This is a genomic window from Streptococcus mitis (genome assembly GCF_047464965.1).
GTDB lineage: Bacteria > Bacillota > Bacilli > Lactobacillales > Streptococcaceae > Streptococcus > Streptococcus mitis_DU.
The window spans coordinates 1-14803 of sequence record NZ_JASHAT010000006.1 but is presented as its reverse complement, the minus strand read 5'-3'; the positions used below and the strand labels follow the sequence as shown (position 1 = coordinate 14803).

Genomic DNA, 14803 nt, shown 5'->3' with positions numbered 1-14803 from the left:
CGTCAGTTTCATCTACAACCGCAAAGCAGTGCTTTGAGCAGCCTGCGGCTAGTTTCCTAGTTTGCTCTTTGATTTTCATTGAGTATCAGATTTAAGAAATTAACTTCCTCGTCTCCAAAAAATTGCTAAGACAATCATGGCACCTAAAATCGCTGGGATAATGGCTGTTCCTGATAAAACTGGTCCCCAAGTTCCAAAGAGCAAGTGCCCCAGAAAGGCACCAATCCATCCGAGAAACATTTTCCCAAAGCATCCCATGCGTTCTCCACGATCGGTCAAAGCACCTGCCAAGAATCCCACTAGGAGACCAACAAACATACTTCCTATCATCTCAGCTCCTTAATTTGCCCAATCTCCGTTACGGAAGAGAGGTACACGTGTTCCATCCTCACGGATACCATCGATATCCATCTGATTAGAACCAATCATAAAGTCCACGTGAACATCTGAACGGTTAAGTCCCGCAGCTTCAAGCTCTTCTTCGCTCATCTCTGCGCCACCATCGACGCTAGTCGCATAGGCTGCACCGATAGCCAAGTGGTTTGAAGCATTCTCATCAAAAAGGGTGTTGAAGAAGGTAATGCCTGACTGAGAAATTGGACTTGGATCTGGTACCAAGGCACATTCACCCAAGGCACGCGCACCCGCATTTTCAAAGACAAGGTCTTTCATGACCTGATCCCCCTTCTCAGCAGTGATATCTACGATTTGTCCATCCTTAAAGGTCACCTTAATGCCTTCGATTATATTGCCATTATAGCCAAGCGGTTTTGTAGAGGTTACATAACCATCTGCACGACGGAAGTCAGGCGCTGTGAAAACTTCCTCTGTCGGCATATTTGGCAAGAATCCTTCGCCCTGTGCATTGATAGCCCCAGCTGATTCCCAAACGTGGTTCTTTGGCAAACCAAGTGTCAAATCTGTTCCTGGCGCTGTGTAGTGAAGAGCTGAAAATTGTTCTTTATTGAGCATATCAGCTTTACTCTTAAGGATAGCTGCATGCTCTTCCCAAGCCTTAACAGGATCTTCTTCGTAGACACGGCAAGTTTTGAAGATTTGGTCCCAAAGGAGATCAACTGCTTCTTCATCGCTCGCAGCATTTGGGAAGACTTTCTTAGCCCACTCAAGTCCAGCAGCAGCGGCTACAGTCCAGCTAACCTTGTTGGCTTGAGTTGCGATACGCATTGGCTTCATGGCAAGTCCCATGGCTTTAGCAGAAGCCGAAAGCTTGTCAGCATCCACTCCATTCAAAGCACCCGGATCAGATGAACGAACTCCAAGACGGCTAGCCTTGTTCTCCAAAAGATAGTTCATCTCAGCAATCTTGTATTCAGGCACATTATCCAGACGCTCCATCGGCGCATGGAGGAATTTCTCGCGGTTAATGACATCATCTGTCCACTGAACGATGACCTCATGCGCACCCAAGGCATAAGCTTCTTTGACGATTAGATGCGCCAACTCACGTTGCTCCACATCGATAGAGAGAGCCAAAGTGTGACCAGGTTGCACGTTAATTCCGTTCGCAACCAACAATTTCGCATATTTTTCTAGATTTTCTTTAAAATTTGGTAAAACCATGTTGTTTTCTCTTTTCTATTTTTATTTTTCTTTCAAAGCAGAAAATAATCCTGCTAAAGCAATAGCGCCCGACAATAGTGCTGTTGATAGAAGAATTGTTTGATCAGCAAGTTCCAATTGATATTCAAATACCTTCTCAGCCGGCTTATCTTCCGCAAAAATTCTTAGTTTCATGAGAACCCCCTTAAAATTTATTAAAACAAATCACTATGACTTCCTGTCCTCAGCAAATTTAAAATCAATTCCGACTTGTCTACTTTATAAACCAAAAGCCAATCTGGCTGGATATGGCATTCACGAACTCCTTGAAAATGTTTGGATGCCGTCAATGGATGATCACGATATCTAGCAGGAAGTTCTTTTTCTTGAACAAGAAAATTTAAAACTTCTTCTAATAATTCTGCCTTCAAACCACGCTTCATAGCCAACTTAAAATCTTTTTTAAACTGTTTATGATAACGAATCTTAAGCACGCAAATCCTCCATCAAGTCAGAGACTGATTCAAAGGATTGGCTCATATTACGATTTTGGTCTAAATCCGTTAACACTTGAAGCAACTTCCGATTTTCGTCTAGTCTAACATCAAAAGGTAATCCCTGATATTGAATAGCCTGACGAAGGAAAATATTAATAGCTGTTGTCATATCCATTCCCAGATTACTAAACACCTGTTGGGCCTGCTCCTTCACCTCACTATCCAGACGGATGCTCATACTCGTCTTTGACATACTCTCACCCTCTTTCTATAGACTATTTTAACAAAAAAGAAGGCTAATGTAAATCTATTGGATATACATTAGCCTCTTTGGATAGATGATTAAACAATTTTTTAAAACAACTCATCAAACAAACTCAACTGGTTATCCTCTGGCATATTGCCGAGAATGCCCATTTCATCCATCTTTTCAACCAAGGTTGAGGAAAGTCCGCCACGCTTGCGTAATTCTGTTTTAGAAAGAAATTCTCCCTCTTCACGCGCTCGTACCAACTGCTTGGCAACGTTCTCTCCCAGACCATCCATTGCTACAAATGGCGGAATGAGGGTATCCCCATCGATGAGGAACTCTGTCGCCTGACTACGGTAGAGATCGAGTTTTCCAAACTTGAAACCACGTTCCCACATTTCATTGACAATCTCAAGAGTTGTATAAAGATCAATCTCCACATTAGAAGCCTCATTGTTCTTCCGTTTTTCAGAGATTTCTTCCATTCTGCGCTTGATAGCATCCAAGCCCGCCCCCATGGTCTTGATATCAAATGCCTTAGCACGGATTGAGAAGTAAGCACAGTAGTAATAAATAGGGTGGTGAACCTTAAAGTAGGCTACACGCAAGGCCATCATAACGTAGGCTGCCGCATGGGCTTTAGGGAACATGTACTTAATTTTTCCACAGGACTCGATATACCACTCTGGCACCTTATTAGCCTTCATAGCTTCGATATAGCCATTTCTTTCCTCTTCGGAAATCTTCAGCCACAAGCCCTTACGTACGCGTTCCATGATGGTAAAGGCCATCTTAGGTTCCAGACCCGCATGCATAAGGTAAACCATGATGTCGTCCCGACAACCGATAACAGTTGATAGGTCCGCTATTCCTTGTTTAATCAAATCTTGTGCATTGCCCAGCCAAACGTCGGTACCGTGGGATAGACCTGAGAGCTGAAGCAACTCCGCAAAAGTCGTCGGATGGGTTTCATCGACCATCCCACGTACAAAGTTGGTTCCAAACTCTGGAATCCCCAGCATGCCCGTAGGCGTTCCGATTTGCTCAGGTGTTACCCCTAACACATCCGTCCCAGAAAAGAGGGCCATTACGCCTTCGTCATCCATAGGAATTTCATTAGGGTCAATCCCAGACAAGTCCTGCAGTTTCCGAATCATGGTCGGATCATCATGTCCTAGTACATCGAGTTTGAGGACGTTCTCGTCAATATCATGGAAGTTAAAGTGAGTGGTCTGCCATTCAGCCGTCACATCATCCGCTGGATACTGGACAGGCGTAAAGTCGTAGACATCCATGTAGTTAGGAATAACAACGATTCCCCCTGGGTGTTGTCCTGTCGTTCGTTTGACACCAGCAGCTCCCTGGGCTAGACGTTCCACCTCTGCATCACGATAAAACTTGCCATAATCTCGCTCATAGCCCTTGACAAATCCATAAGCGGTCTTGGCAGCCACCGTACCAACCGTTCCTGCACGGAAGGCATATTCCTCACCAAAGATATCACGCACATCCAAGTGGGCGCTAGGCTGATCCTCTCCCGAAAAGTTCAAGTCAATATCGGGAACCTTATCTCCATCAAAACCAAGGAAGGTCTCAAACGGAATATCCTGCCCATTTTTGCTGAGTTTGTGACCACAGTTCGGACAGTCCTTATTGGGCATATCAAAACCTGAACCATAAGAACCATCCGTGATAAACTCACTGTACTGACACTGACCACAGACATAGTGAGGAGAGAGAGGATTGACCTCTGTAATCCCAATCATGGTCGCAACGAAACTAGATCCGACAGATCCTCGAGAACCTACCAAGTAACCCCGTTCATTGGAACGTTGCACCAGCATCTGGGAAGCCAGATAAATCACGGCAAATCCATTCCCCAGAATAGAAGTTAATTCTTTTTCAATCCGCAAATCGACAATATCTGGCAGTGGATTTCCATAAATCTCAAATGCCTTCTTATAGGTTAACTCAGCGACCGTTTCTTCAGCCTTATCGATAAAAGGCGTATACAAGTCACCCTTAACGACCTCAACGGGTTCAAAGATTTCTGCCAAAGCATTGGTGTTTTCAATAACCAATTTGCGAGCTAGTTCCTCTCCCAAGAAGGCAAATTCATCCAACATCTCATTAGTCGTTCTAAAATGGGCTTTTGGCAGAGGAGCTGGTTGAGCATGTTCCCCATGACCGATAGTTCGGTTAATCATAGCCCCCTGTCCCAAACTACGGACAATAATTTCACGGTAAATCTCTTCTTCCGGTTCGATATAGTGGACATTCCCCGTAGCCAGAACGGGCTTGCCAAGGCGGTCTCCCACCTCTATCAAACTCTTGATAATGGTCTGGAGTTCTTCCATATCCTTGACCTGCTCCTTGGCAATCAAGGGGGCATAGATAGCTGGTGGCATGACCTCGATAAAGTCATAATACTTGGCCACCTCAACCGCCGCATCCACACCTTGGGAAACGACTACATCAAAAACTTCACCTTCAGAGCAAGCTGAACCTAAAATCAAACCTTCCCGATGGGCATCTAGAACTGTTCTCGGAATTCGTGGCACCCCTTCAAAGTACTTGGTATTAGACAGAGAAACCAGCTTAAAGATATTTTTTAGCCCCACCTGATTCTTGACATAAATGGTCGCATGCTTGATCCGAGCTTTTTTATAAGAATCTGGACTAATCAAATCAATGTTGAGTCTAGCTAAGTCGGTCACACCATGTTTTTCTGCTACCTCTTTGATAAAGATGAAAAGCAGACGACCTGTAGCTTCCGCATCGTAGTTGGCCATGTGGTGATGTTCCAAGGCCACACCAAAACGCTTGGTCAAAGGCCCCAAACCATGACGTTTATACTCAGGATAGAGGTTTCTAGCAAACTCTAACGTATCGATAACTGGCTGACTAATCCTTGGAAGACCATGACGCTCATAATTGGCATTCATAAATCCAACGTCAAAGGTAGCATTGTGGGCAACTAAGACCGTATCCTTGCAGAATTCTTGGAATTCTTGCAAAACTTGTTCTAGTGGTTTGGCATTTTTGACATGGTCATCTGTAATTCCAGTCAACTCAGTAGTAAAAGCTGACAAGGGATGTCCAGGATTGATAAATTCATCAAATTCAGCAATAACATTCCCCTTGTACATCTTAGAGGCCGCAACCTGAATCAAATCATTATAGATAGCTGAAAGTCCTGTCGTTTCCACGTCAAAGACCACGTAGGTCGCTTCTGACAAGTCCAGCTCCACTTCGTTATAGACGATAGGGACACGGTCCTCCACGATATTGGCTTCCATTCCATAGATTAGCTGGATTCCCGCTTTTTTGGCCGCCTTATAGCCGTGTGGGAAGGACTGGACATTCCCGTGGTCCGTGATGGCAACCGCCTTGTGTCCCCACTTAGCAGCTGTCGCAACGATTTCTTCAACCTCTGGTAGAGCATCCATAGTCGACATGTTAGTATGAGCATGAAACTCAACCCGCCGTTCTCCTTCTGGCATTAAATCCTTCCGCTCATAGTGAACAACTTCCTGCACATCCTGCACGTTCATAGTCAAATCGCGTGTGAAGTTATTCATCTCCACATTCCCACGAACTCGGAGCCAAGAATTTTTCTTAATTAGATCAAATTTCTGAGCCTCTTCCTCGTTCTTAACCCACTTTTGCATAGAAAAACTGGAAGTGTAGTCTGTCATTTTAAAGTTGATCAAAACACGCCCTGTTCTGGTCACTTTTTGCTCCACATCAAAAACAACCCCTTCAAAGACCAGACGATTTTCCTCAGTCGTCACTTCGATCATAGGAGTAATCTCCGCCTTATCTAGCTTTGGCTTAGCCGCAGCCTTTTTGGCCTGAAAATCAAAGGCTGGTTTCTCTTCAGCTGGAGGTGGTGCCATCTGTTCCAGTTGCTCCATAGCACGGAGCGCTTCCTCATTGGCCGCTTGAACAATCTGCTCATTTTCAGCATGAAAGGCCTCTTCCTGCTCTTGGGTCAGCACATCATTTTTCTCTACTTGACAGTTGAAAGTTGGAAAGCCAAACTTTTCAAGTTGTTTCGCTAAATTAGGAAGATGATTCTTCTTAAAATGTTCCTTATCAATCGCCTCAGAGCCTTCAATAAAGAGTTGATTGCCCTCAGCACGAACTTGCAGATTCTGGTAAAGGGACCTAAAACCTTGACTAGCACATGGCCCTTCAGAGAAAGCCTCCCTATAGTAGGACTGCAAGAGCTGATTTGAAAATTCTTGAGACCGAGCCTTAATTTCGAAAACAGCTTTATTGCCTGTCTTAGAAAATTCTTCGCTCAAACCTTTCTTTAATTCTAAAAAGATTTCAATCGGTAAAATATTAGAAAATACGAAATGAAACTCCCATACCTTACTAATTTTATGAACCACAACTCGCTCAATATCAGCCTGTAATAAAGCAGGATCCTGTCTCATTTCAGCAGACATCCCCAGTTGATTCATCAAAATTTCAAAACTATTTGACATTCATTTTCCTCACATTATTCTTCTACTATTTTACCATACTTAGAGGTGTTTTCTAAAGACAAAAGGAAGCCACTAAGTGACTTCCTTCTAGAGTGAGGACAGATTAATCTTCACCTTTGTTTTTCTTAATGATTTCTTCTTGTACTGACTTAGGTACATCTTCGTAGTGGTCAAATACCATCATGAATGTACCACGTCCTTGAGATGCAGAACGAAGAACTGTTGCGTAACCGAACATTTCAGCAAGTGGAACGTAAGCACGAACGATTTGGCTGTTACCATGTGCTTCCATACCATCTACACGTCCACGACGAGCAGTTACGTGACCCATAACATCACCAAGGTTTTCTTCTGGAACAGTGATTGTTACGAGCATCATTGGTTCAAGGATAGCTGGTTGTGCTGATTTAGCAGCTTCTTTAAGAGCAAGTGAAGCCGCAATCTTGAAGGCAGTTTCAGATGAGTCGACATCGTGGTATGAACCATCGTAAAGCTTAGCTTTAACGTCAACCATTGGGTAACCTGCAAGTACACCGTTAGCCATAGATTCTACCAAACCTTTTTCAACCGCTGGGATAAATTCACGAGGAACCACACCACCGACGATTGCGTTTTCGAATTCGAATCCTTTACCTTCTTCGTTTGGAGTAAATTCAATCCATACATCACCGAATTGACCTTTACCACCAGACTGACGTTTGAAGAATCCACGTGCTTGAGTAGAAGCGCGGAATGTTTCACGGTAAGATACTTGAGGAGCACCTACGTTCGCTTCAACTTTGAACTCACGACGCATACGGTCAACAAGGACGTCAAGGTGAAGCTCACCCATACCAGAGATAACTGTTTCACCAGTTTCAACGTTTGTTTCAACGCGGAACGTTGGATCTTCTTCAGCCAATTTTTGAAGGGCGATACCCATCTTGTCTTGGTCAGCTTTAGATTTTGGCTCAACCATCAATTGGATAACTGGTTCTGGAACGTTGATTGACTCAAGGATGATTTTAGCTTTTTCATCTGTCAATGAGTCACCCGTTGTAGTATCTTTCAAACCAACGGCAGCAGCAATATCACCTGAGTAAACAGTGTCGATTTCTTGACGGCTGTTAGCGTGCATTTGAAGGATACGTCCGATACGTTCACGTTTACCTTTAGAAGTGTTCAATACGTATGAACCTGATTGAAGAACACCTGAGTAAACACGGAAGAATGTCAAACGACCTACGAATGGGTCAGTCATAATCTTGAAGGCAAGAGCTGCAAATGGCTCTTCGTCAGATGCTGGACGAGTTTCTTCTTCGTCTGTATCTGGGTTGATACCTTTGATTGCTGGGATGTCAAGCGGGCTTGGAAGGTAGTCAATAACCGCATCAAGCATCAATTGAACACCTTTGTTCTTGAAGGCTGAACCACACAATACTGGGAAGAATTCAACGTTGATAGTCGCTTTACGGATACCAGCTTTCAATTCTTCGTTAGTGATTTCTTCACCTTCGAGGTATTTCATCATCAATTCTTCGTCAGTTTCAGCAACTGCTTCGATCAATTTTTCACGGTATTCTTGAGCTTGGTCAAGGTATTCAGCTGGAATATCTTCTTCAAGGATATCTGTACCAAGGTCGTTAGTATAGATTTCAGCTTTCATCTTGATCAAGTCGATGATACCACGGAAGTCATCTTCAGAACCGATTGGCAATTGAATTGGGTGTGCATTTGCTTGAAGACGATCGTGAAGTGTGCTTACAGAGTAAAGGAAGTCAGCACCGATTTTGTCCATTTTGTTGGCAAATACGATACGTGGAACTCCATACTCAGTTGCTTGACGCCAAACTGTTTCAGTTTGAGGCTCAACACCTGATTGTGAGTCAAGAACGGTAACCGCACCATCCAATACACGAAGAGAACGTTGTACTTCGATTGTGAAGTCCACGTGTCCTGGTGTGTCGATGATGTTTACGCGGTGGTTGTTCCATTGAGCTGTTGTCGCAGCAGATGTGATAGTGATACCACGTTCTTGCTCTTGCTCCATCCAGTCCATTTGTGACGCACCTTCGTGAGTTTCACCGATTTTGTGGATTTTACCAGTGTAGTAAAGAATACGCTCAGTAGTTGTTGTTTTACCAGCATCGACGTGAGCCATGATACCGATATTACGAGTTTTTTCAAGTGAAAATTCGCGTGCCATGAGGTTTGTTTCTCCTATTTATTTTTGATTTCTATTCTATTATAACATGATTTTAATAAAAACGGATAGGCAGGACCTACCCGTTCTCAATGTTTTCATGCTATTGTTGGTTTCAACTTGTAGATTTACAAGTTGAATTGAACTCGGGCTAAAAGCCCAAGTTAGTTGAGTTGAGCTCAAGCTAAAAGTCTGGAGAAAAAGATGAATCTCATTGGTTGCAATCGCAACCTGCTTCGATTCCCTATTTTCTCTGGGACTTTCTTAACGCTTTCGCATCCTATCTTACCAACGGAAGTGTGCGAATGCACGGTTAGCTTCAGCCATGCGGTGAGTGTCTTCACGTTTCTTAACTGCTGCACCAGTGTTGTTAGCAGCATCCAAGATTTCTTTTGCAAGACGGTCTTGCATTGTGTGTTCACCACGAAGACGAGCGATTGTTACCAACCAACGAAGTCCAAGTGTTGTACGACGTTCTGGACGAACTTCAACTGGGACTTGGTAGTTAGAACCACCAACACGACGTGCACGTACTTCAAGTACAGGCATGATGTTTTCCATAGCTGTTTCAAATACTTCAAGTGCATCGTTTCCAGTAGCTTCTTTGATTTGCTCAAAGGCACCGTAAACGATTGAAGCAGCTGTACCACGTTTACCATCAAGCATAACGCGGTTGATAAGACGAGTAACTAGTTGTGAATTGTAAAGCGGATCTGGCAATACGTCACGTTTTGGAGCTCTATTTTTACGACTCATTTCTCTTTATCCCCTTTCCTTATGCTTTTGGACGTTTAGTACCGTATTTAGAACGGCCTTGTTTACGATCGTTAACACCTGCAGTATCAAGTGCACCACGGACGATATGGTAACGTACCCCTGGAAGGTCTTTTACACGTCCACCACGAAGAAGCACCACGCTGTGCTCTTGCAAGTTGTGTCCGATACCTGGGATGTAGGCAGTAACTTCGATAAGGTTGCTCAAACGTACACGAGCGAATTTACGAAGGGCTGAGTTAGGTTTTTTAGGTGTCATTGTTCCAACACGAGTTGCAACACCACGTTTTTGTGGTGAAGAAACGTTTGTTTGAACTTTTTTATGACTGTTGTAACCAACGTTCAAAGCTGGTGATTTAGATTTTTCTACTTTTGATTTACGCGGTTTGCGAACCAATTGGTTAATTGTAGGCATCTACATTCTCCTGTGTTTTTTTATTTTTGGTGATGATACACTTGGTGACAGCTATCATCTGTGTGTACTTTTGCAACATTTGTCAGCACGTCCCTGTACACTCTTGAGAGACCAAAAGTAAAAAGTACCGTCTATTATTGTAACAAAATTTTCCCTTGGTTGTCAAGATATTTTTCTTTTTTATTGTTAATTTTAGCTCTTTTGTAGTGCTCCCTAAAAAAGAAAAAGGAGGAATCCCACCCTCCTAAAATTAATATTGTTCCATTCAATCTCATCAATTTTAGACATAATGTTCAAAAAATATTATATCATCACAACCAACCAGATTCTTTCGCAATATTAGCTGCCTCTGTTCGATTGCCTGCATGTAATTTAGAAAGAATATTGGTGACATAGTTTCGGACTGTTCCGTTGGATAGATAAAGTTTGTCTGCAATTTCTTGGTTAGATAAGCCCTGAGCAATTCCCTTTAAAACTGCGATTTCTTGTTCTGTTAATGGATTGGGATGCGTCATCACCACTTCCATCAATTCAGGCGAATACTCCTTGCGTCCCTCTAGGACGGTGTGCAAGGTTTGCATTAGCTCTGCAATGTTTCTTTCTTTTAATACATAAGCATCTACTCCAGCCTTGACCGCACGTTCAAAATACCCAGGACGTTTGAAGGTCGTCACCACAACCACCTTTGTTTCAAGCTTTTCTGCTCGTATCCACTCCAAAACTTCAAGACCTGTCTTAACAGGCATTTCTACGTCAAGGATGGCGATATCTACAGACTCCTTTTCTAATAGTTGGATTGCTTCTTGCCCATTCTTGGCTTGAAGGACAGACTCCACATCCGGTTGAAGCGTGAGCAATTGACACATAGCATCTCGCAACATACTTTGATCTTCTGCGACTAACACTTTCATCTACTTTCTCTCCTTATAAGGTAGTCGAACCTGCACTTCTGTCGGTTGTTTCTGACTAATTACCTTTACTTCTCCCGAAAATGGAAGAACACGATCTCGAACTGTATGGAGGTCATCCCCCTTTATAGAAGTAAAGCCACAGCCATCATCTCTCACTGTTAGAATGAGTTCTTTCTCTGTCCGTTCTAATTTCAAGTAGACTTTAGACGCTTTAGCATGTTTGATGATATTGGTCACTAATTCAAGCAAAATCATAGAAGCCGTTGACTCCAATTCCTGAGTTAAGCTAGCTGTGTCTAGTTGATTAGCTATTTCCACCTCAATTCCAGCAATTTCTAACATCTTTTTCACAGTCTCTAGTTCGGATGTCAAAGTTCTAGACTTAAGATTTTCCACAATGGTTCGCACTTCATTCATGGAATCCTTACTGATCTGGTGAATGTCTTTTAATTCCTTTTCCACCTGTGGATAAGCCTCCATCTGAAATAACTGCAAGGCTAAATCTGTCTTGACACTCAACATAGCAAAGGTATGTCCCAAGCTATCATGCAAATCCTGACCGATACGACTACGTTCATTTTCAGCAAGCAATAGATTTATCTGGGCATTTTGCTTAGCCTGAGCTTCTTTCAAATCCTCCACAATACGAATCCGAACCAAGCCAAAAGTCATCAAATCGACAAAAGCAAGAATTACAAGTAGATAGAATAGAAACTCAACTTCGATTCTCTGAAAAATCAAAAGTTGGCCCACAACAAGGACTTGAGCAAGAAGAAAAGTCCAGACATGTAAAGACTTTAAACTACGTACGCCAAAATGATAACTTAAGAGGTTAGAAAGGAAAAAGAAGAACCAGATATAATTAACAGCAACAAAGGCAGTATTCCCAACTACATAAGTCAGCATGAGACCCCAATATAGCCAAGATAGGCGCTGGCTCTTAGTTGTTAAAACACCCAAATACGCCACTACAAATAGAATATCAACCAATAAATGCCAGACAGGAAGCCACCCAGTCACTACAGGTAGGATGGGGAAAATCATAAAAATCAAACTTGCCCAAAACATATAGTGTATGCTTTTTAGTCTTTCAAACATTAAGTATTCTCCTTATGACCTTGAAGGTAAATGGTCAAACCAAACAAAACTGCTGAAAAAACAAGTAGATAAACTGTGGCTGATAGATTGATGCCACCCTCGTTTAAGAAAGCCTTGAGCAACTCCATCAACTGATAAGTTGGTAGGCACTTCCCGATTGCTTGCATCCAGTCTGGAAATAAAGAGATGGGCATCCAGAGTCCGCCTAAAACAGCCAAGCCTAGATAGAGAAGATTACCCACGACAGACATCAGCTGACTAGAAGGCAAGAGTGTCAAGGTTAATCCAAGCGCTACAAAGGCAACACTTCCTACTATCAGCAAAAGTGCAGCCCCAATCCAGCTTCCTAGAGACATATCCACACCTCTGACCAAGTGCCCAACTGAGAAAACAACCAGGATTGAGACCAAATAATCAACCATCATACTTGTTATCTTTGATAGATAATATTCTACCATATTTACTGGAGTATGGCGTAATGTTTTCTGCCAATTGTTGATTTTATCGGTATGTAAAACAGCTGGGAATGAAAACATAGCTGTCGACATCATGGAAAAGGCTGTCATGGAGATGAGGTAATCACGCATAAAATTCGCGGGCCCACCTGGTGTGTCCTGGTACATGCCAGAAAAAAATAAATAGAAGGCTGTCGGCATCCCTACGGATAACAGATAATAGACTAATTGTCGTTTGGTCAATAGAAATTCTATCTTGTTTAGTGCGATCCATCGTTTCATCTTAGTCATCTCCCTTTTGTGTTTCTTCAAAGATTGTATCCAGCAAGCTACGATTATTGACTTCAATTTCTTGAATCCTACATCCTGCCTGAACTAATAGTTCCCAGAAAGCGTCCGCTTCGCGTGTGACTACTTGTAGAGCATCTTGTTTTTGTGACCAGTTTTCAACCAAGTTAGACTGCTCAATGACTTCCTTGTATGCTAGAGGAAGGATAAAATGCTTTTCAATTCCCTCACTACGCATGGCTAGAGGCGTCGTATCACGAATCAACTCTCCCTTATTCAAGACCAAAATCCGGTCCGCTGTATGCTCTACCTCTTCGATATAATGGGAGGAATAGAGAATGGTAACTCCCTTAGCTTTTAGTTCCTGAACAATTTCCCAAAAGCGTTGACGAGTTGAAGTATCCATGGCAGCAGTTGGTTCATCTAAAAAGACAAGCTTTGGTCGCCCAATCAAGGTCAAGACAAAAGAGAAGAGACGCTTTTGCCCGCCTGACAATTTTTCTGCGAATTGCTCTTTCTGATGCTGGTCAAACTGCAATAGTTGATCGATTTCCTGGTTGCTCAAGGGATTTGGATAAATACTTTGAAAGAAAGCAATCAACTCTTTGACCTTTAATTTCTGAACGATGACATTTTCTTGAGGGAGATAGGATCTTGTGTAGTCTAACTGAGAACTCGTCACTGGCAAGCCTTGGATGGATACTTGATCGCTTGTGACCCGTTTATCTCCAAGCAAACAGTCCAAGAGTGTGGTCTTCCCAGCACCATTGGGCCCAATCAAGGCGACGCATTCACCTTCAGCTATCTCAAAGGAAATATCCTTCAAAATAGCCTTGCCCTTGATGTTTTTATTTAGGCTTTCTACCTTAATCATGTTCATGATATTCTCCTTTCAACCACTCCTTTCCCATAGGAAAGGCGATAAAAATCATAAATCCCAGTCCCCAGGCACCAGGGATGAATTGGTGAAGGAAGGCTTGATCAAACCAACCTGTAAACATTTCTACCAACCATACCACTAGTGATAGTCCAATAAAAAGATAGAGAAACGCTTTTTTCATTTTTCAAACTCCTTTTTCACATCTGAGACTAATTTCAAACCTTCTCGGATAAGCCAGGACATCATTCCAAATCCTGCAAATAGCTCCCAAGGAAAATGATAGAAATCTTCATCCAATCCTGAGAACATGAGATAAGTCATGACTCCTGCTGTTACTAGACTCACTGCGACAATCATTTTATTTTTCATCTCTTCTTCCTCCATTTCATACTTCAATTATAGACTTTTGAAGTTTGCGGAGCTAGATGCTTCTGTCACTAGGAAATATGACAAATGTCATAAAAGATTCTGTTCAAAACAAGCAAGATACACTATACAATAAAACACAAGTAGAAAAATCTAAGGTAGCTTCCTCAAAAGAAATATCAAACCCAATTCACACTATAATGTAAACTAATACTTATCTAGACTCGTAATAGCAGCAATTTTTATAACATTGAAACATATATTATAGGTTCAACAAAAACTCTTCTATTACTTTATTAAGAATTAATAAGAGTTATAAAATCTATTAAATTTCAATGTGTATAATTAACTACAGTATTTATTAAATAAGACAGGAAACAAAAAAGTATACGCGATCAAAATGAATTACTGAAATTCAAAAAAGAGAGAAGCAAACTGATTCTCTCTTAATGTATATAATATCTAGTTAAACAAAAAAGATACGCTTACGTATCTCTGTAATGAATCGGGAAGACAGGATTCGAACCTGCGACACCTTGGTCCCAAACCAAGTACTCTACCAAGCTGAGCTACTTCCCGAGTTAAATAGAAAAATGCACCCTAGAGGAGTCGAACCTCTAACCGCCTGATT

General features: G+C 42.2%; 15 protein-coding genes and 1 tRNA gene. All 16 read right to left on the bottom strand.

All coding sequences use genetic code 11. The annotated features are described in order from the left end of the window. Positions 1-99 precede the first annotated feature (99 nt). Positions 100-330 carry a GlsB/YeaQ/YmgE family stress response membrane protein gene (locus QM408_RS04835; RefSeq protein ID WP_265470848.1) on the bottom strand — a complete coding sequence of 77 codons (231 nt, stop codon included), beginning with the start codon at positions 328-330 and terminating at the stop codon, positions 100-102. Positions 331-339: 9 nt separating this feature from the next. Next, complete coding sequence (locus QM408_RS04830; RefSeq protein WP_414373797.1) at positions 340-1581, bottom strand: aminopeptidase; 1242 nt, start codon at positions 1579-1581, stop codon at positions 340-342. A 21-nt stretch (positions 1582-1602) separates the two neighbouring features. Then, a complete protein-coding gene (locus QM408_RS04825; RefSeq protein ID WP_000776626.1) occupies positions 1603-1755 on the bottom strand; it encodes a hypothetical protein in 153 nt (50 codons plus the stop codon). 20 nt (positions 1756-1775) lie between these two features. Further along, a complete protein-coding gene (locus QM408_RS04820) occupies positions 1776-2054 on the bottom strand; it encodes a type II toxin-antitoxin system YafQ family toxin (RefSeq protein WP_049551201.1) in 279 nt (92 codons plus the stop codon). Further along, positions 2047-2310: a type II toxin-antitoxin system RelB/DinJ family antitoxin gene (locus QM408_RS04815; protein WP_049551202.1), complete on the bottom strand. Its 264-nt coding sequence runs from the start codon at positions 2308-2310 to the stop codon at positions 2047-2049. The genes QM408_RS04820 and QM408_RS04815 overlap by 8 nt, the downstream gene beginning before the upstream one ends. 101 nt (positions 2311-2411) lie before the next feature. Next, on the bottom strand, positions 2412-6803 hold the full coding sequence (locus QM408_RS04810; protein ID WP_414373795.1) for a PolC-type DNA polymerase III: 4392 nt from the start codon (positions 6801-6803) through the stop codon (positions 2412-2414). A 103-nt stretch (positions 6804-6906) separates the two neighbouring features. Further along, positions 6907-8988: an elongation factor G gene (gene fusA, locus QM408_RS04805; protein WP_000090348.1), complete on the bottom strand. Its 2082-nt coding sequence runs from the start codon at positions 8986-8988 to the stop codon at positions 6907-6909. Positions 8989-9270: 282 nt separating this feature from the next. After that, complete coding sequence (gene rpsG / locus QM408_RS04800; protein ID WP_000087873.1) at positions 9271-9741, bottom strand: 30S ribosomal protein S7; 471 nt, start codon at positions 9739-9741, stop codon at positions 9271-9273. 19 nt (positions 9742-9760) lie between these two features. Continuing rightward, a complete protein-coding gene (gene rpsL / locus QM408_RS04795) occupies positions 9761-10174 on the bottom strand; it encodes a 30S ribosomal protein S12 (protein WP_001142332.1) in 414 nt (137 codons plus the stop codon). A gap of 311 nt (positions 10175-10485) precedes the next feature. After that, complete coding sequence (locus QM408_RS04790; protein WP_125454662.1) at positions 10486-11085, bottom strand: response regulator transcription factor; 600 nt, start codon at positions 11083-11085, stop codon at positions 10486-10488. Further along, the gene (locus tag QM408_RS04785) at positions 11086-12183 is read right to left on the bottom strand and encodes a sensor histidine kinase (RefSeq protein WP_125454663.1); all 1098 of its coding nucleotides are present in this window, start codon (positions 12181-12183) and stop codon (positions 11086-11088) included. It lies immediately after the preceding gene. Further along, positions 12183-12920: an ABC transporter permease gene (locus tag QM408_RS04780; protein ID WP_125454664.1), complete on the bottom strand. Its 738-nt coding sequence runs from the start codon at positions 12918-12920 to the stop codon at positions 12183-12185. The genes QM408_RS04785 and QM408_RS04780 overlap by 1 nt, the downstream gene beginning before the upstream one ends. Position 12921: 1 nt before the next feature. Beyond that, positions 12922-13806 carry an ABC transporter ATP-binding protein gene (locus QM408_RS04775; protein WP_045612719.1) on the bottom strand — a complete coding sequence of 295 codons (885 nt, stop codon included), beginning with the start codon at positions 13804-13806 and terminating at the stop codon, positions 12922-12924. Then, on the bottom strand, positions 13793-13987 hold the full coding sequence (locus tag QM408_RS04770; protein WP_414373792.1) for a hypothetical protein: 195 nt from the start codon (positions 13985-13987) through the stop codon (positions 13793-13795). Before QM408_RS04770 ends, QM408_RS04775 begins: the two co-directional genes overlap by 14 nt. Further along, a complete protein-coding gene (locus QM408_RS04765) occupies positions 13984-14190 on the bottom strand; it encodes a hypothetical protein (protein WP_414373790.1) in 207 nt (68 codons plus the stop codon). Before QM408_RS04765 ends, QM408_RS04770 begins: the two co-directional genes overlap by 4 nt. A gap of 487 nt (positions 14191-14677) precedes the next feature. Further along, positions 14678-14751 (bottom strand) — tRNA-Pro (locus tag QM408_RS04760). Positions 14752-14803 lie beyond the last annotated feature (52 nt).